We start from the raw sequence: 17,711 nt of genomic DNA, 5'->3' as shown, positions 1-17,711 counted from the left end.
GGGGCGGCCGCGGGTAGCCTCGCCGATCGACTTGTTCGGGCGACCGTCTGACGCTGTACAAACAGCCTCAGAGGCGGACCGACGCGCTCTCTGGCAACCCGTACGCCTGGGCATACCTTAGAACCTCGCCGAACCGATACTCACGGCCACCCGATCATAGTACCGCCCGATGCGAACTCCGGTTAACTTAATGCGTCTCACAGGGCAACTGTCAACCCTCCAGCGGAGTCGCCCCCAGTTCCGACCGCAACAGTTCCAAGGCCACATCATCAGGGTCGCGACGCTCCTCGGCGGGGATCGGCACGGCGGCGGCCGCCAGCAGCTCGCGCTCCTCCTCGTCCGTAGTAGCAGGTGGGACGCCGTCATAACCTACTGGTGAGTAGTCCGACGGCCCCGGGTCGTCCGGATAGTCCGGCCCGTCAGGCAGCGGAATATCGTCCTCCGGAGGTGCGTTCCGCACCCCCGCGCCACCGTTGCCGCCGCGAGCCTGCGCACCCGCCGCGGCGGTTCCCGCACCCCCGGCCGCCGCGCCCGAACCGCCCTGCGCCGAGCCGCCGAAGCCCGAACCGCCCGCTGCCGCATCACCCGCTGTGCCGGGGGCCACACCGTCACCCGCCGTACCGGGCGCGGTCGCCGGACTCCCCCACGCCGCCGGGGCGGCGACCGTGGTGGCCGCACTCGCCGTAGCGGCCTTGGCCTGACTCGGCCGCGAGAACTTGGCCGCGGCCTTCTTCGGCGCGGCTCCCGCACCCGCCGCCGGTCCCTTACCCGCTCCACCGGCACTCGCCTGCGGAGCGGCGGGCGCGGTCCCGCTCCCCACTTCCCACTTCACGTCATGCTCACGCCCCAGCACGGCCTTGACCGCCGACCGCACCGCATCCAGATTGGCGGGCTGCGACAACCGCTGCGCCAACGGCGCATGCTGATGCGCGAAGACAATCGTCCCGCCCTCGAGCCGCGACACCGAAGCCCCGGACAGCAGCGCCTGCACCGCCGCCCCGAACTCCCGCACCTTGGCCCGAATATCAGCCCACGCCGCCTCGATCTCCCGCAACACATCCTCGGACGAGTCACCCCCGGCCACCGGCGCGACGGGTTCACTCACAGCGGCAACCGGTTCGGGCTCGGGGATCAACTCGGGCTCGGCAGCCTGGTCAGGTAATGAAACAACCTCGGCCGCAACAGGTTCCGGCTCGGCCATCGGAGCGGCGACCTCAGCCGCAGCCTGCGGATCGACCTCCGCCTCGGAGTCCGCCACAAGTTGCGCGACGACCTCGGAAGCGGTTGCCACATCAACGGATTGCGCCGCGAACGCGAACGCGGGCGTCAGTTCATCGGCCGAGGCGCCATCGGGCTCGTCCATGCCGAGTGCCATCTGATCCGGATCGATTTCCGGTTCGGTCGCTTCGGGTTCGGCCACAGCCAGCTGCGCACTGCCCGCGGCACCGGCGGAATCCGCCGAACCTCCCTGCGCCGCAGCGGCTTCCGCGGCCCGAGCCGCCGCTTCCTTGGCGGCGGCAGCAGCGGCCAAATCCTCTTCCGCAACCAATCCGGGCAGCGGAATGTCGGCAGCGGACCCGTCCGGACCAGCGGCGATATCGGCAATGCCTTGCACTGCAACGGTCTCCGTGGAGGACACAGGCGAAGCGGGTGTTTCGGCGTCAGCCACCGGGCCGCGCACGGCATTCATCTCCGGCGGCCGAACCGCCGCAACGGGAGCCGAAGTCTGCTGGGCGGGAGCCGGTTCCGGTTGCACTACAGCCTGGGGCTGTGGAGACACGGCAGCCTGGGGCGGTTGCGGAGGTGGAGCGGCTTGCTGTTGCTGAGGCACGGGAGGGGTTGTGCCAGGGCGGTTTTCGCGCAGGGCCGCGAGGGCTTCCGCGCCGCGGCGGCGAGGGGCTCCGGTCGGCGGTGTGGACGGGGCGGACGCCGGGGAGGGGTCGGAGTCCGAAGCCGGGGCGGACCGTTCGGGGGCGGGGGCGGCCGGGGCCGATTGCGGGATGGCGCCGCCCGCCATGCGGCGCTCGAGGGTTTCGAGGCGTTGCAGGGTGGCGGTTTCGGCGTCGGAGGCGGCGGGCAGGAGCATGCGGGCCGCGACGACTTCGAGTAGGAGGCGGGGGGCGGTTGCGCCGCGCATATCGCCGAGGCCCTCGTGCAGGAGTTCGGCGTGGCGGGCGAGGGTGGCGGGGCCGAGGCGGGCGGCCTGGTCCCGCATGCGGGCGAGGACATCGCCGGGGCCGGTGACCAGGTTGCGTTCGGTGGCGTCGGGGACCGCGCGCAGCAGGATGAGGTCGCGGAGGCGTTCGAGCAGGTCGGTGGCGAAGCGGCGGGGGTCGTGGCCCGCTTCGACGACGCGGTCGATGGTGCCGAAGAGGGACGCCCCGTCGGAGTTCGCCAGGGCGTCGACGGCATCGTCGATCAGGGCCACGTCGGTGACGCCGAGGAGGGAGACCGCGCGCGGATAGGTGACGCCTTCGGGTCCCGCACCCGCGAGCAGCTGATCCAGCACCGAGAGGCTGTCACGAGGTGAGCCGCCGCCCGCGCGAATCACCAAGGGGTACACGGATTCTTCGACTTCCACATGTTCCTGCTCGCAGATCTTGCCGAGCAGGCCGCGCATGGTGGCGGGCGGGAGCAACCGGAACGGATAGTGGTGGGTGCGGGACCGAATGGTCGGCAGCACCTTCTCCGGTTCGGTGGTGGCGAAGACGAAGATCAGGTGCGCGGGCGGCTCTTCGACGATCTTGAGCAGCGCGTTGAAGCCCGCGGTGGTCACCATGTGCGCCTCGTCGACGATGAAGACGCGGTAGCGGGATTCGGCGGGCGCGTAGAAGGCGCGGTCGCGCAGTTCGCGGGTGTCGTCGACGCCACCGTGGCTCGCGGCGTCGAGTTCGATCACATCGAGGTTGCCGGAGCCGCCGGGCCCGAGCGCGACGCAGGACGAGCAGACCCCGCACGGCGTGGAGGTCGGACCCTCCACACAGTTCAGCGAGCGCGCGAGGATGCGCGCGGACGAGGTCTTGCCGCAACCGCGCGGGCCGGAGAACAGATACGCGTGACTGATCCGCCCGGTGTCCAGGGCGATACTCAGGGGATCGGTGACGTGCTCCTGCCCCACCACTTCAGCGAACGTTGCCGGTCGGTACTTCCGGTACAGAGCCACGGCCCACAGGTTACCGAGTACCCCTGACATCGAGCGATTCGCTGCCCGCGCGGCCGCCCATGCGTCGCGTTCCAGCACTCCGGCGCGTCAAACTGTGGGTTATGTCACATCCATTCTGGATGCCCGTTCGATACCGACCGGACTGAACTCGATTCTGCTGTGACCCGTGAGCAAATTCTTGGCGTGGGTGTCCAGGGACGATAGCCGGACACCGGCTCCGCCCAAGATCGCCATTTACGGATGAGTGTTCGGTTTCATCCACGCAGACCGGACATAACGATCCAGTGAACCGATGCAGCAAGATCGCAATCGTTTGGCTACCGTGGACATCGGCAACTTCGGTAGCCAAACCTTCATCAGGTTGGTGGCCCCGGCCGGTCCCTCATCCCGACCGGGGCACAACCAAATCTCATCGGAGGATCTCCCAAGTGCCGTCGCACGACGACATCGCCCACGCCTGGCTCTCCAGCACCGAATTCGCCGGTGATCTCGCCGCGGTCGGACTGCTCAGTCGAGCCATCAGCCCGCAGGACTACGACATCAAGCGTGATTCGCTACCGGTGTCGGCAGCCGCGGATCCGGCCACCGCGGGCGCGATTCTGGAACTGCTGCAGCGCGGTCAGGTGCCGACGCTGGCGGCCATTCAAACCCTCATCGTGCAGAACGATATGCGCGCCGAGGCCGAGCGCATCGAACGCCTGGGCCGCCGTGCCCAGCGCAGTGTCGACGATTTCGGCCGGGTGCTGGCCAAGCTCACCGACGAATACTGGACCGCGCACGGCACCGGGCCGACGCGCCGGGACATTCTGCTGTCCGAGCCGGTGTTCGCGCTGATTCGCGACCGTGTCGGCGATATCCCGCCGACCGCGGTGAAGCATCTGTGGTTGATCGAGCGGGCGCAGCGCGCGGGCTGGATCGCCTACAACGCGACACCCCGATCCCTGTGTGCCGGAAGGCGTTTCCATGCCGCCCGGTTCGGTAATCGGGTGTCGCTGCGGCCGGTGAACGCCATCGGCACGCTGGTGGCGGCGTATCTGCGCGATCAGCTGGCGGAGAACGAGCGGCCGCCGCGCTGGTCGGTGCTCGCCTATGAGCTGCGCGATGATCGCGGCCGGCGCGTGTTCAACGACACAGCCGACGCCCGGGCGCAGCAGCAGTGGCTCACTACCGCCGAGTGGATGGCGCTGACGGATGACCTGCCCGTGCCGGGACCGCGTGGAATGCGGGCATTGTCGCGCAAGAACAAAGAGCGCCGCGCCTGATCGCTGTTACATGCACGTATCCAAGTCCTCATTTTCGTAACAGCGCCGAAACGTGAGGATTCGGTAACTTCCGTGCAACGCGATTTCGCGCGGAAGGAGTTTGTTCATGAACATCGATCCGGCGGCTACCGCCTGGCTGCTCGCGGCCACGGCGATGGTGCTGCTCATGACGCCCGGCCTGGCTATTTTCTACGGCGGCATGGTGCGCTCCAGCGGTGTGCTCAACATGCTCATGATGAGTTTCATCTCGATTCCGCTGGTCACGGTGGTGTGGCTGGTGGCGGGGTACAGCCTGGCGTTCGGTGATGACGCGGGTGGCGGACTCATCGGAAATCTCGGTCATTTCGGACTTTCCGGAATTGATCCCACGACTGTGCACGCGGGCAGCGGAATTCCGGAACTGCTGTTCGTCACCTTCCAGCTGACATTCGCGATTCTCACCGTGGCACTGGTCAGCGGCGCGATCGCGGACCGCGCGAAATTCTCCGCGTGGATGATCTTCGTTCCGATCTGGGCGCTGATTGTGTACGCCCCCATCGCGCACTGGGTGTGGACGCCGAATGGCTGGCTGGCCTCGTTCGGCACCATGGATTACGCGGGTGGCCTGGTCGTCGAGATCGCCTCGGGCGCTTCGGCACTCGCGCTGGCGATCGTGCTCGGCCCGCGCGTGGGCTTCAAGGTCGATGCCATGCGGCCGCACAATCTGCCGTTCGTGCTGCTCGGCGCGGGCCTGCTGTGGTTCGGCTGGTTCGGCTTCAATGCCGGTTCGGCCTTGGGCGCCAATGCGACCGCCGCGGCGGTGTTCCTGAATACGCTGGTGGCGGGCTGCCTGGGCATGCTGGGCTGGCTGATCGTGGAGCAGGTGCGCGACGGCCGTCCGACCACGTTCGGCGCGGCGTCGGGCGCGGTAGCCGGTCTGGTCGCCATCACCCCGTCCTGCGGTTCGGTGAACACCATGGGCGCGCTCATCGTGGGTCTGGTCGCGGGTTCGGTGTGTTCGTTCGCGGTGGGCTGGAAGTTCAAGGGCGGCTATGACGATTCGCTCGATGTGGTTGGCGTGCACTTCGTCGGCGGCATCGTGGGCACGCTGCTCATCGGTTTCCTGGCGAACCGGGCGATGACGGGTGAGAACGGTCCCGAGGGGCTGCTCTACGGCGGCGGGCTCGCACAGCTGGGCAAGCAGTTGGTGGGTGTGCTCGCGGTGGCGGCGTTCGCGTTCGGGGTGTCGTTCGCGCTGGGCAAGGTGATCGACCGGACCATCGGATTCCGGGTGAGCCGCGAGGAGGAGATCTCCGGTATCGACTTCGCGCTGCACGCCGAGACCGCGTACGCCGAGGGCGTGAACGGGCACGGTCATCAGATCAAGCGGGACGGGCCGTTCGGGCACTGAGCCGATAGCCATGAGAATGGCCGGGGCGGCGAATCATTCGCCGCCCCGGCCATTTTCGTGTGGTCAGTTGACCTTGTTCAGTGCCGCCGCGAAGGTGTTGCACTGCGCGGTGCGGTTCTTGTCGTAGCCCATCTCGAACCACGCGCCGCCGTTCTGCGAGGTGCCGTGATCGCGCATATCGCCGGGGGCGTCGCCGCGGTGGTACATATCGTTGCGGGCGACGCCGATCTGCGCATTGCTCAGTGCGCCACCGCTATTCGACGAGGACAGGAACATGCCGTCGAAGCAGTTGGCCTGGAGTTCGGTGCGGCGGGACAGTTCGAGGCCGGTATCGCTGCGCGCGCCCGCATCCCGGCGCTGCTGATGCACCTTGCCCAGGATGCCGGATTCGGCCTGGACGTGATGCCCGTACTCGTGCGCGAACACCGACAGGTAGACCACCCAGTTGTTCTTGTAGATATCGGTCTGCAACTGGCTGATCGGCATGTAGATGGTCTTGTCGGCCGAGCAGTAGAAGGCGGCGAAATTACTGCTGTTGCCGGTGCACAGCGTGGTGATGCCGCTGGTGGTGGCCGAGACGTTCAGTTTCGGCGGTTCGAACGGCAGCTTGATATCGGTGAAGAGGGGTTTCCATGCTTCGGCGAGACAGTCCGCGGCCGTTTGGAAGAAGGTGCGCGCGACGTCGACGTCGGTGCTCCACGGCGTGTACGCGCAGTTCTCCGGCAGCAGGGTGAGGCTGTCATCGGTGACGAGCGGATTGTCCGAGGTCTTGGCGACGCCCGCGTTCTCACTGCCCGGATCGTTGCTGTATCCGGTCTGCACCTTGTCGCCGGTTCCCAAGGCGCTCAACCCGGTTCGAATGGCGGTGCGCAGCACAACGGTGCTGACCAGCAGAATCAGAATGACCACGAGCGTGCCCCAGCGGCGGCGGCGCGGCGGAGCCGGACGCTGGACCGCCTGCATCCCGGTCTGTGTATGCGCGGCGGGCGGCGGCATCGGCGGGCGATACGCGGGCTGCCGCGGCTGCGCGAAGGTGGGCGCGGGCCCGGAACCCTGCGGCGACGAGAACCCCTGCCGCTGTGGATAACTCGGCTGCTGTGGATAACCCGTGCGCGGCTGCGCCGGAATCCCTCCCGGCGGCGCCGAGGGGTGCGGCGGCTGCACCGGATAGCCGCCCGGGCGCGAGGGATACCCACCCGGCCCACCGGGGTACCCACCCGGCTGACCTGGATAGCCGCCGGGCTGCGCCGGATTCCCACCGGGTCGCGGGGGCTGCCCGCCGGGTTGTGCGGGATGCTGTGGACGGCCGCCGGGCCGCTGGGGATAACCGCCGGGCGGTGGCGAATTGCCTTGCCGCGGTTGTCCGGGCGGCTGCTGGGGGCGGCGCGGATCGGGTTCGGGCGGCCAGCCGCCGTGGTTATTCGGTCCGTAGCCGGACGGTGGGCGAGTCATACCCCCGCACCCCCTCGTTCTCACCGATAACCGACAGCCGCTGAGGAAGAATAGCAAGCTGGCTAGAGTGACCATCCATGCAGATTTTTCGGGGCGGCGTCCTCGTGGCGCTGCTGCTCGCGCTGGCGGGCGTGGCAGCCCCGGCCGCCCAGGCGCAGCAGCCCGACGGTGTGAAGATCACCGCGGATGTGGATCTGGGCGATGACGGCCTGCTCCGGGTGACCGAAACCGTGGAAGTGCCCGCCGGCAACGAGTTCCGGCAGGTGCTGCCGCTGCGGGTGCAGGTCACCGAGGCCATTCAGCGCACCTTCCAGGTGAGCGATATCCAGGCCACCGGTGACGGTGAGGCGACCGTCGCGGACGACCGTTTCACCATCGACGCCCGGTCCGGCACGGTGACGTTCAAGTACACGGTGCACAACACCGTCGCCGATTCCGCCGGGGCGCAGACGTTCCGGTGGACCGGGGTGCTCAATACCGATGTGGCGTCCATCAGCGTGGTGGTGACGAGTCCCGATTTCCGGATGGGCGTCACCAAGTGCACCATCGGCCCGCCCGGTAAGCCGGAGGACTGCGCGGATATCCGCGTCGAACCGGACGGCGTCGCGCATCTGGACAAGACGGATCTGCGCAAGGGCGATGTCATCGATGTGACCCTGCAGATCCCGCCCGGCACGGTGAAACCGAATGCCGATATCCAGGACGATGATTCACCCGGCCCGTTCTCCATCACCGGCCCGGTGCTGGCGGCGTTCGGGGCGCTGCTGGCGGCGCTGGCGGCGGCCGCCGGATATGTGGTGTGGGCGCGCAGGCAGCAGCCGAGCGCGCAGGTGCTCGATCCGCTGGAGCGCCAGGGCGATCACATGCGGTTCACCTCCCCCGACGGCATCCTGCCCGGCACCGCCGGTCTGCTGATCGACGGCTATGTCGACGCCCCCGATATGGCGGCGACGGTGGTGGATCTGGCTGTGCGCAGCTATATCTGGATCGCGGCGATCGGTGAATCCGATTGGCGGATCAGCCGGATGAACCCGATCGACGACCAGCTCACCGGTTATGAGCGCGCGGTCTACGAGACATTCCTGCCCGAGGGCACCGATGCGGTCATGGTGTCGACGCTGCGCGACAAGGTGAACGCCCGCGCGGTCCGCCGCACCCTCATCGACGAGGCCACCGCGCAGGGCAGTTTCATCGACCGCTCGCGCCGGGGCTTCGAATTCTGGCTCGGCGCAACGCTGGTGGTGGCCGGTGCCGTCACCACCCTCGCCCTGGCGCTGGGTCCCGGTCACGCCCTGATCGGTGTCGCATTGATCCTGGGTGGTGTGGCGGCCCTGCTGCTCCCCCGCTACCTACCGTCCCGCACCGCCCTCGGCCGGGAGCTGGCTGGCCGCGTCCAAGCCATGCTGCGCAGTCTGGATGCCGTTGTGCCGCAGAATATTCCGGCACCCGACCGCGAAATGATCTTCTCCCGGGCGCTGCCCTTCATGGTGGCGGGCCGCCGTACCGATCAGTGGGTGCGCACCTTCCGCGATCTGAACCCGACGGATGACGGCACCCCCGGCCTCTACTGGTTCGGCGGTTTCGAATCCGATCACGATCTTTACCGTTTCGCGGCCCACTTCCCGTACTGCATAACCGAATTGGAGAAGCTCTTCACCGAGAGCTGAGGCCCGTCACGCTCCCGAATGAACGGCGAGCGCGCGCCGGGCGTAGGCGCGGACGTCGGCGTCGGAGTCGTCCAGGGCGATGTTCAGGGCATCGCGGGCGGCGGTGGATTCGGGCCAGCTGCTGAGCGTCAGCACGGCCGCCTTGCGGATATCCGGATGGATATCGGCCAGCGCCAGGCTCAATGGTTCGGCGGCCAGGTCCGCGCCGACGGCCGGAAGCCCGCGCGCCGCGCCTTCGCGCACCTGCCAGGCCGAATCCTTCAGGGCGACAGTCAGAGTCGAGATGTCATCGGCATTGCCGAGCCGGGCCAGTGCGGTCAGGGCTGCGGCCCGGACGAGCGGATCGCGGTCGGCGAGCAGGGCCCGAACCGCTTCCAGTCCACCGATGCCGATGGTGGCCAAACCCTTGGCGGCGACAATGCGAACCTCACGGTTCTCGTCATGGGCGGCGGTAGCCAGCGTGGACCAATCATCCAGTGACACCAGACCGTTGATCGCCTCTATGCGAACTCGATGATCGGGGTCGACGGCGGCCTTGGCGAACAGTTCCACCGAACCGGCGCGCAGGGCGCGCAGCAGATCCACCACGGTCGCGCGGACCGCCGGGTCCGGGGAATCGGCATGCTCGGCGAGGGTGCCGCCACTGCGCTCGGGCAGGATTTCGACGAGTTCCCGCAGTCCCGCGACGGCATTGCCGCGCACCACCGAGTCGGAGTCGGCCAGCGCCGCGATGAGTGGCGCGTCGAAGCCGTCCGGGGTGCCTTCGGTGAGCACCGAGAGGGCGGTGGCGCGCACCTGGGGATCTGGATCGGCGAGGAAGGATTCGAGTTCTTCGACGGCGGGGCCGTCCAGGCTCAGCAGCAGTGCGATCCGCGGGGCGACAGGGGCTTTCGCGGGGGTTTCCGCATCGAGGGCCGTGCCGGGCGTGGTCGGTGCGGTGGTCAGATTCGGCGGGCTGCCGATCAGGGCGGGCTGTTGCACCAGGATGACGGTGGGGTCGTCGGTGGGCAGATCGTCCAGGCCGGGAACCGGGACGAAATACGGTGCGACGGGGCGCTTCAGGAATTCCATCTCGCCGTCATCCGCCTTGCGGAGGTTGAGGTGGTAGCGCCATTCGACGTCATCGCGCTCGGGGAGGTCGGCGCGTTCATGGTAGAGGCCCCAGCGGGATTCGGTGCGGGTCAGCGAGGAGCGGGCGGCCATCTCCGCGCAGTCGCGAATGAAGGTCACCTCGGCGCAGCGCATCAGCTCGTGCGGGGTCTGCGCGCCCATGGCGGAGATGTCGTCCAGCATGCGGTCGAAGGTCTCGATGGCGAGGGAGAGTTTGGTGGCCGTCTTCGGCGGGGCCACATAGTCATTGACGAAGCGGCGCAGTTTGTACTCGACCTGCTGCTGCGGCGGGCCTTCGGGATTGCGCAGCGGGCGGTAGACGAGTTCGTGTGCGGCGGCCAGCTGGTCGGCGGGTAGTTCGGCGGGGGCCGGGGTGTCGGCGAGGGTGCTCGCCGCGTGCGAACCCGCGAGGTCGCCGTAGACGAAGGCGCCGATCATGTAGTTGTGCGGTACGCAGGCCAGATCGCCGGCGGCGTAGAGGCCGGGGACGGTGGTGCGGGCGTTCTCGTCGACCCACACGCCGGAGGCGGAATGTCCACTGCACAAACCGATTTCGGAGATGTGCATCTCGATATCGTGGGTGCGGTAGTCGTGTCCGCGATTGGCGTGGAAGGTGCCGCGGGTGGGCCGCTCGGTGGTGTGCAGGATGCCTTCGAGCGCGTCCAGGGTTTCGGTCGGCAGATGCGACACCTTGAGATAGATGGGCCCGCGCGCGGATTCGATCTCCCGCTTGACCTCGGACATCATCTGACCGGACCAATAATCGGAGTCGACGAAGCGCTCACCGAGGGCGTTGACCTGGTAGCCACCGAACGGATTGGCGACGTACGCGCAGGCCGGGCCGTTGTAATCCTTGATGAGCGGGTTGATCTGGAAGCATTCGATACCGGAGAGCTCCGCGCCCGCGTGGTAGGCCATGGCGTAGCCGTCGCCCGCGTTGGTGGGGTTCTCATAGGTGCCGTAGAGGTAGCCGGAGGCGGGCAGTCCGAGGCGTCCGGCCGGACCGGTCGCCAGGATAACGGCTTTCGCGGCGACGGCCACGAATTCGCCCGTGCGCGTGTTCAATGCGGCCGCGCCGACCGCGCGCCCGTTCTCGGTGAGCACCCGCACCGGCATGAGCCGGTTCTCGATCTGGATCTTCTCGCGCATCTTGCGTTGCCGCAGTACGCGATACAGCGCCTTCTTGACATCCTTGCCCTCGGGCATGGGCAGCACGTACGACCCGGAGCGGTGCACGCGGCGCACCGCGTATTCGCCGTACGCGTCCTTCTCGAATTTCACGCCGTAGCGTTCGAGCCGCTGCACCATGGCGAAGCCGCGGGTGGCGGTCTGATAGATGGTGCGCTGGTTGACGATTCCGTCATTCGCCCGGGTGATCTCGGCGACGTAGTCCTCGGGTTCGGCCTTGCCCGGGATGACGGCGTTGTTGACGCCGTCCATGCCCATGGCGAGCGCACCGGAGTGCCGCACGTGCGCCTTCTCCATGAGCAGCACATTCGCGCCCTGTTCGGCGGCGGTGAGTGCGGCCATGGTGCCCGCGGTGCCGCCGCCGATGACCAGGACGTCGCAGTCGAGCCGGGTGGTCGCGGCGAGGTCGGGAATCTCCATCAGGCACACCAACATTCGTGAGGGGATCGGTCGGGGACGCCGTCAGAGCGCGGCGAGATCGCCCGAATGATCCAGGGCGGTAATGATTTCGGCGCGCAACGCGGTGCGGTCCACACCGAGTTCGCGCGGTTGCGGCACATCCAGCAGGGCGCGCAGGGGTGCTCCGGCGCGGCCCAGGACCGCGACTCGGTCACCCAGCAGCAGCGCCTCGTCCACATCGTGGGTGACGAAGACCAGGGTGGTGGGGTGGGTGCGCCAGGTGTCGATCAGCAGGCGCTGCATGGTGGCGCGGGTCTGCGAGTCGAGCGCGCCGAAGGGTTCGTCCATGAGCACCGAGCGGGGCGCACCGGCCAGGCCGCGCGCGAGCTGAACGCGCTGGCGCATACCGCCGGACAGGCTCTTGGGCAGGAAGTCGGCGAATCCGGTGAGACCGATCTCCTCGATCCACTTCTCCGCCAGCGCCTTCCGGCCCGCGCGGGGTTCCCCGCGCAGTTTCAGCGCCAACTCGATATTGGATCGCACCGTGCGCCAGGGCAATAGCGCGTTGTCCTGGAAGACGACGGCGCGATCCCGATTCGTTCCGGTGACCGGTGTCCCGTCGGCGAGCACCTGCCCGGCATCGGGTCGCAGCAGTCCGGCGAGGGCACGCAGCACGGTGGATTTACCGCAGCCGGACGGCCCCGTGAGAATCAGGATCTCGCCCGGCCGGACTTCCAGGGACAGGTCCCGGATCACCGGCGCACCGGTGTAGGACAGGTCGATGCCATCCACCCGCAGACTCATACCGCTGGTCATTTGGTCACCTCCGGTACCCGCGGCAGCCAGTGCGTGACCCGCCGTCCGATGAGTTCGACGGCGGCGGAGGTGCCGTACCCCAGCACGCCGATGGTGATGATGCCGACGAACACACCCGGGTAGTCGACGATGGTGTACGCCTGCCAGGTGCGGTACCCCACACCGAGGCGGCCGGAGATCATCTCCGCGGAGACCACGCAGATCCAGGACACCCCGATGCCGACGGACAACCCGCTGAAGACGCCGGGCAGGCTGCCGGGCAACACGACTCGCAGCAGCACATCCCAGCGACTTCCGCCGAGCGTGCGCACCGAGTCCTCCCAGATGGTCGGCAGCGCACGCACCGCGTGCCGGGTGGAGACCATGACCGGGAAGAACGCGGCCAGGAAGGTGATGAACACGATCCCGGCCTCGTCATCCGGGAAGAGCAGAATCGCCACGGGCACAACGGCGATGGCCGGAATCGGCCGGGCCAGTTCGGTGAGCGGCCCGATGGTGTCCGCGATCCAGCGCGAACGCCCCAGCGCCACACCGAGTGTCACGCCGAACACGGCCGCGAGCCCGAATCCGGTGAGAATGCGGATCAGCGACTGCCCGAGATCGAGGTAGTACGTATCGGTCCCCAGCTGCTTGTGGAAAGCCCGCACGATCTCGGTCACGGTCGGCAGCGTGTCGAACCGCACCCAGAGCCGAATGTTATTGGCAGTCAGGAACTGCCAGGCCCCTACGGCCACGAGCACCGAGATGAGCTTGACCAGGCGGGAGGTCCACACCACCCGGATCGCCCGCCCCGCGCGGGCGTCCCCAACTCCGTCATCCCGGCGTGTTTGTGGCCGGGATCCACCGTTTTCGCTCGAGTCGCCGTGGATCCCGGCCAAAAGCGTGCCGGGATGACGGGGGGATGTCTGGCCCGAGGCGGAGGTGGCGGCCTGCGAGGTCATTGCCGGACCTCGGTGATGGCCTGGTCGTAGCTCACGATCGCGCCGGAGGGGTGCTGGGTCAGGTAGCGCTGGGCCGCGGCGGGGGTGGTGAAGGGCAGGTAGGTGTCGCCGTCGCGAACCCAGATGGCCTTGTCGGCGAACCAGCGGGTGCCGAGTTCGGCGTCGGGGACGTAGGCGGCGCGGACCGTTTTGCCCTGTGCGCGAGCCTGTTTGATGGCGCGCAGCAGGCTGGTCGGGTCGGCGGCGGGCTGGGTGGTGTCGGAACCGGTGAACCAGATCTCACCGGCCTGGGCCGGGTTGTCGGCGGGGCGGTTGGTGAGCGGATCGGTGCCGGTCACAGGTGCGGGGTTGGCGTTATTGCCCAGTGCCGCATCGTAGTTCGCGCCACTCTCCTGGAAGGCCTTGCGCAGCGCGGTGTCGTCGACGAACTTGTCGATATCGAGGTCGGCGAAGTCACCGATCGACTTCAGGTACGGCACATCGGCTTTGAAGGCGTCGAGCAGTTTCGGCTTCAGCGTGGTGTCGAAGGAGGTTCCGCCCGGCCCGTTGTAGAGGTACACGACCTCCTGAGGCAGGCCGCTGCCCTGGGCGACGAGCTCGGCCGCTTCCAGTGGCTGCTTGTGGATGAAATCGGTCGCGTCCAGTTGTGCGCGCAGGAACGCATCGAGCACCTCCGGGTGCTGTTTCGCGTAGTCGCGACGGGCCACCACGCCGTGGAAGGTCGGGACGTTCAGCTCCGCACCGTCGTAGAGGAGCTTGGCCTTGTTCTGGAATACCAGCAGTCCGGGCCAGGCCACGAACTGGGACAGCGCCGTCACCTGACCGGATTCCAGTGCGGAGGAACCGATCTGGGGCTGCTGGTTGAGCACCTCGACCCCGGTCTTGGGATCGATGTGCGCGCGGGTCAGCGCCTGGACCAGGGTGCCGTGCCCGGCGGAGCCGACGCTGGCCGACACCTTCTGCCCGGCGAGATCATTGATGGTCTGCGCCTTCGAATCCGGCGCGACCACAACCATATTCAGCGCACCCTTGGGGTTGTACCCGGTGATCGAGACCAGTTCGGTCTGGGACCGCTCATTGGCCTGCGTGCGCGAACCGTTGATCAGCAGCGGGTAATCGCCCATGGAGCCGATATCGATCTTCTCGGCCACCATCTGCGCGGTGATGGGCGCGCCGGTGTCGTAGTCCTGCCATTCCACCGAATACTTGGGCCCACCGTGCGCGGACAGATCGTTGAGCCGCTGCTCCAGGAATCCCTTGGCCTTCAACAGGGTTCCGGCGGTGACGGTATTGATGGTCTTGGACTGGTAGCCGATGACGACCTTGACGGTATCGCCGTCACCGGAGGATTCCAGCGAGCAGCCGGACGCGGTGAGCGCGATGGCGGCGGCGACCGCGGCGGCGGCGAGACGGGCGATGCGGTGGTGCTTCATGCGTGGTCCTTCAGCGGAGCAGGTAGGGCATATTGACGGTGACGGCGCCGGTGGGACAGCGCGCGGCGCACGGGCCGCAGTACCAGCACTCGTCCACGTGCATGAAGGCCTTACCGTTTTCCGGATTGATGGCCAGCGAGTCGAGCGGGCAGATCTCCACGCAGAGCGTGCAGCCCTGGATACACAGGGATTCGTCGATGGTGACGGGGACGTCGGCGCGCTGATTGACCAGTGCCATCAGGTCAGCCTCCAATCGGTGCGTTCGGGCGGCCGGGTGAGGCTGCCGCGCATGGTGATCCGGTCGCCGCGCATCCGGATGTATTCGAGATCGACGGGGCGGCCGTCGTCGAGTTTGGTGAGGCGTTCCAGCAACAGCAGGGCGCCGCCCTCGGGCATTTGGAGGGTGGCGGCCGAATGGGTGTCGGCGGTAATGGCTTCCAGGGCCAGGTCGGCGGAGCCGAGCGGGCCGCCGCTGATCTGTTCGATGAGTGCGAACACGTCGTTCGTCTCCAGATCGCGGGTGATGACCTCATCGCCGATATCCGGGACGAGGTAGGTGAGATCGAGACTGAGAGGCAGATCACCGAACCAGCGCAGCCGCTCGATATATACGGCGGGTTCGCCCGGTGCGAGCCGCAATTTGCGGGCAACCGCCGGCGGCGGGGTGGTGCGGGTGGCGGCGCGCACCTCATTGCGCACCTCACCGTGGCCGCGCAGGGTTTCCTTCAACCCGAGCAGCGCGTCCAGCCCGTGGTCGTATTTGCGGCGTGCGACGTGCGTGCCGATCTTGGGCGCGCGCTCGATCAGCCCCTCATCCTTCAGGAGGGCGAGGGCGTCGCGCACGGTGTTGCGCGAGACCGTGAATTCGGCGGCCAGTTCCTGCTCGGTGGGCAGTGAATCCTCGATCGCCCCGGCGTGAATCTGCTGGCGCACGATATCGGCCACCTGGCGGGCTCGATCGGCCCGGCGGGCGGGGGTGCGCAGCGGTGTGGGTTCCGGCGTCACGTCATCTCCTTTCCGCCATTGACCAGCGGTTTCAGACTTTAACGGGGACGCCGGAGGGTACCGCTCGAGCGCTGCACGCCACCCGGCACGGGCTGCGGATTTGCGCCGCCCGCGCATGCGCCCGGCCTGCCGCGATCCGCGCTCGGAGGGCTATTGCGCCACCCCGCGCCGACCAGCTGAGTCTTGTAATCACGGTGATCGGAATACCTGTGCTCGCGGGCGCGACGAGGTGGAGTGAGCAGGCACTCATTTCTCGAGATATGGGAGAACGGATTCCGTTCGCCCTGAGCGGGATGTTAACTTTGTACCCATGTCCGCCAATCGCACCGCTGCCGCACGGGTCACGTATGTGACCGTGGCGCTCGGTGTTCGGCTGCCTCGCCAACGCGAACTTTGTTGTCGCTGCTTCTAGGCAGCCGAGCTCTGATTCCCCGATCGGCCTCGAATCCTTCGTGATTCGCTCCCGGGTCCGGGCCTCCTCGCTGCACCGCTGAATCTCTTCATGTAGGCACTCGTCCCCCCTTTTCCAGGCCGGGACCGCGGCAAGGACTTCATATTATGACCAGCCCCACCCTTGAAAAACGTACCCACGGCACCGTCGCCACCGCTCGCCTGGCCCCGGCCCGCCCCGCGGTGCCGCCGGAGCTGCGCATTACCGACAACCCCGCCGCGGCCGTGCTGCGGGCCGCCGCACGCGGCCCGATCTTCCGCGATATCGCCGCGCAGAGCACGGGTTTGAGCATCGCGACCGTGAATCGCCAAGTGTCGGCGCTGCTTACGGCCGGACTGCTGCGCGAGCGCGCCGATCTGACCGCCTCCGGCGCGGTCGGCCGTCCCCGCGTGCCGTTCGAGGTGGATACCGATTCGTTCGTGACGCTCGGTGTGCACATCGGTTCCACGCTCACCCGCATCGTGGCAGCGGATCTGTCCGGCCGGATTCTGGGCGGGCTCGAAATCGCCACTCCCCAAACGGGTCAGGACGCGGCGCTGACCATAGTGGCCCGCAGTGCCAAGGCTTTCCTGGATCGACTGCCGCGCCGTCGTCCGCTGTGGACCGGTGTGGCGCTGGCCGGCCGGGTCGATCCGGCCGCCGGTGTGGTGGATCATCCGCGCCTGGGCTGGCAGGCCGCGCCGGTGGCGGCGGTGTTCAGCAGCGTGCTGGATCTGCCGGTGTCGGTGTCCGCGCACGTGGAGGCCATGGCCGCCGCGGAACTGCTACTGGCCGGGCGCGAGCCGGGTGAGGGTCAGCGACCGGGTTCCAGCCTGTACATCTACGCGCGGGAGACCGCGGGTGTGGCTGTGACACTGCATGATCGGGTGCACACGCCCGCCAACGGCCCGGGTTCCATCGCGCATCTGCCGACCGGTTCGGACGCCGATTGCACCTGCGGCCGTAAGGGTTGCTTGGAGGCGACCATCGGTGAGCGCTTCTTCCTGGAGCGCGCGGTACGCCGCGGCGTACTGCCCAAGCCGGAGGCGCCGCGCCGCCCGGTGATCACCGATCTGTACCGGGCCGCGGATTCGGGTTCGGCCGCGGCCAAGGATCTGCTGCTGGAGCGGGCCGAAATCCTCGGGCGCACAGCGGCTCTGGTGCGGGATATGTTCAACCCGGATCGAGTCGTGCTGGGCGGTCAGGCTTTCACCGGCTACCGGCCCGGAATGGAGCGGGTGGCACAGGCTTTCGCGGAGAGCACCACGCTCCCGGCGGCGGATCTGCGCATCAGCCGTTTCGGCGGCCGGGTGCAGGAGTTCGCGGCGGCGGTCACCTCGCTGAGCGTGTTCTACGCCGATCCGGTCTCGGCCATGCGCCGCGCCACCCGCACCGCTCGCTGACCCACCGACCAGAAAACGCCCGGCTGGATGGTCCCCAGCCGGGCGTTTTCCT

12 protein-coding genes are annotated in these 17,711 nt (G+C 68.0%); 4 read left to right on the top strand and 8 right to left on the bottom strand.

Features of this window, described 5'->3' with window-relative positions; translation table 11 throughout:
• Positions 1 to 211 precede the first annotated feature (211 nt).
• On the bottom strand, positions 212 to 3,163 hold the full coding sequence (locus ACFC4D_RS37655; RefSeq protein ID WP_376070638.1) for a DNA polymerase III subunit gamma and tau: 2,952 nt from the start codon (positions 3,161 to 3,163) through the stop codon (positions 212 to 214).
• 428 nt (positions 3,164 to 3,591) lie between these two features.
• Between ACFC4D_RS37655 and ACFC4D_RS37650 the strand changes: the two genes are divergently transcribed.
• Together ACFC4D_RS37650 and ACFC4D_RS37645 are read left to right on the top strand one after the other, a co-directional pair.
• Positions 3,592 to 4,425, top strand: coding sequence for a hypothetical protein (locus ACFC4D_RS37650; protein WP_364637342.1), 834 nt, complete (start codon positions 3,592 to 3,594; stop codon positions 4,423 to 4,425).
• Positions 4,426 to 4,531: 106 nt separating this feature from the next.
• Entirely contained in the window at positions 4,532 to 5,815 is a 1,284-nt protein-coding gene (locus ACFC4D_RS37645; RefSeq protein WP_375962030.1) for an ammonium transporter, read from the top strand.
• A 63-nt stretch (positions 5,816 to 5,878) separates the two neighbouring features.
• Here ACFC4D_RS37645 and ACFC4D_RS37640 read toward each other — a convergent pair whose 3' ends face one another.
• Positions 5,879 to 7,267 carry a neutral zinc metallopeptidase gene (locus tag ACFC4D_RS37640; RefSeq protein ID WP_376070635.1) on the bottom strand — a complete coding sequence of 463 codons (1,389 nt, stop codon included), beginning with the start codon at positions 7,265 to 7,267 and terminating at the stop codon, positions 5,879 to 5,881.
• A gap of 77 nt (positions 7,268 to 7,344) precedes the next feature.
• Here ACFC4D_RS37640 and ACFC4D_RS37635 point away from each other — a divergent pair, with 77 nt between their 5' ends.
• Entirely contained in the window at positions 7,345 to 8,934 is a 1,590-nt protein-coding gene (locus tag ACFC4D_RS37635; RefSeq protein ID WP_376070632.1) for a DUF2207 family protein, read from the top strand.
• A 6-nt stretch (positions 8,935 to 8,940) separates the two neighbouring features.
• Here ACFC4D_RS37635 and ACFC4D_RS37630 read toward each other — a convergent pair whose 3' ends face one another.
• Genes ACFC4D_RS37630 through ACFC4D_RS37605 form a run of 6 tightly spaced genes read right to left on the bottom strand, consistent with a single transcriptional unit; the run spans position 8,941 to position 15,826 of the window.
• Positions 8,941 to 11,652 carry a fumarate reductase/succinate dehydrogenase flavoprotein subunit gene (locus ACFC4D_RS37630; protein ID WP_376070630.1) on the bottom strand — a complete coding sequence of 904 codons (2,712 nt, stop codon included), beginning with the start codon at positions 11,650 to 11,652 and terminating at the stop codon, positions 8,941 to 8,943.
• A gap of 42 nt (positions 11,653 to 11,694) precedes the next feature.
• Positions 11,695 to 12,447 carry an ABC transporter ATP-binding protein gene (locus ACFC4D_RS37625; protein ID WP_376070627.1) on the bottom strand — a complete coding sequence of 251 codons (753 nt, stop codon included), beginning with the start codon at positions 12,445 to 12,447 and terminating at the stop codon, positions 11,695 to 11,697.
• Positions 12,444 to 13,388: an ABC transporter permease gene (locus ACFC4D_RS37620; RefSeq protein ID WP_376070625.1), complete on the bottom strand. Its 945-nt coding sequence runs from the start codon at positions 13,386 to 13,388 to the stop codon at positions 12,444 to 12,446. Before ACFC4D_RS37620 ends, ACFC4D_RS37625 begins: the two co-directional genes overlap by 4 nt.
• Positions 13,385 to 14,821 carry an ABC transporter substrate-binding protein gene (locus ACFC4D_RS37615; RefSeq protein ID WP_376070623.1) on the bottom strand — a complete coding sequence of 479 codons (1,437 nt, stop codon included), beginning with the start codon at positions 14,819 to 14,821 and terminating at the stop codon, positions 13,385 to 13,387. Before ACFC4D_RS37615 ends, ACFC4D_RS37620 begins: the two co-directional genes overlap by 4 nt.
• 10 nt (positions 14,822 to 14,831) lie before the next feature.
• A complete protein-coding gene (locus ACFC4D_RS37610; protein WP_067574315.1) occupies positions 14,832 to 15,059 on the bottom strand; it encodes a ferredoxin family protein in 228 nt (75 codons plus the stop codon).
• Positions 15,059 to 15,826: a GntR family transcriptional regulator gene (locus tag ACFC4D_RS37605; RefSeq protein ID WP_376070620.1), complete on the bottom strand. Its 768-nt coding sequence runs from the start codon at positions 15,824 to 15,826 to the stop codon at positions 15,059 to 15,061. Before ACFC4D_RS37605 ends, ACFC4D_RS37610 begins: the two co-directional genes overlap by 1 nt.
• A gap of 558 nt (positions 15,827 to 16,384) precedes the next feature.
• On the opposite strand from ACFC4D_RS37605, the gene ACFC4D_RS37600 reads away from it, so the two are divergent.
• Positions 16,385 to 17,659, top strand: coding sequence for an ROK family protein (locus ACFC4D_RS37600; RefSeq protein ID WP_364637324.1), 1,275 nt, complete (start codon positions 16,385 to 16,387; stop codon positions 17,657 to 17,659).
• Positions 17,660 to 17,711: the final 52 nt, after the last annotated feature.

Source organism: Nocardia sp. NPDC056000 (assembly GCF_042269265.1).
Taxonomy (GTDB): Bacteria; Actinomycetota; Actinomycetes; order Mycobacteriales; family Mycobacteriaceae; genus Nocardia.
The sequence above is the reverse complement of the archived record's forward strand: the minus strand, read 5'-3'. Positions and strand labels throughout refer to the sequence as shown.

Coding starts and splice junctions, on each gene's coding strand:
- ACFC4D_RS37645 (WP_375962030.1), top strand. CDS start 4,532: ATGAACATCGATCCGGCGGCTACCGCCTGGCTGCTCGCGGCCACGGCG.
- ACFC4D_RS37640 (WP_376070635.1), bottom strand. CDS start 7,267: ATGACTCGCCCACCGTCCGGCTACGGACCGAATAACCACGGCGGCTGG.
- ACFC4D_RS37635 (WP_376070632.1), top strand. CDS start 7,345: ATGCAGATTTTTCGGGGCGGCGTCCTCGTGGCGCTGCTGCTCGCGCTG.
- ACFC4D_RS37630 (WP_376070630.1), bottom strand. CDS start 11,652: ATGGAGATTCCCGACCTCGCCGCGACCACCCGGCTCGACTGCGACGTC.
- ACFC4D_RS37625 (WP_376070627.1), bottom strand. CDS start 12,447: ATGACCAGCGGTATGAGTCTGCGGGTGGATGGCATCGACCTGTCCTAC.
- ACFC4D_RS37620 (WP_376070625.1), bottom strand. CDS start 13,388: ATGACCTCGCAGGCCGCCACCTCCGCCTCGGGCCAGACATCCCCCCGT.
- ACFC4D_RS37615 (WP_376070623.1), bottom strand. CDS start 14,821: ATGAAGCACCACCGCATCGCCCGTCTCGCCGCCGCCGCGGTCGCCGCC.
- ACFC4D_RS37610 (WP_067574315.1), bottom strand. CDS start 15,059: ATGGCACTGGTCAATCAGCGCGCCGACGTCCCCGTCACCATCGACGAA.
- ACFC4D_RS37600 (WP_364637324.1), top strand. CDS start 16,385: ATGACCAGCCCCACCCTTGAAAAACGTACCCACGGCACCGTCGCCACC.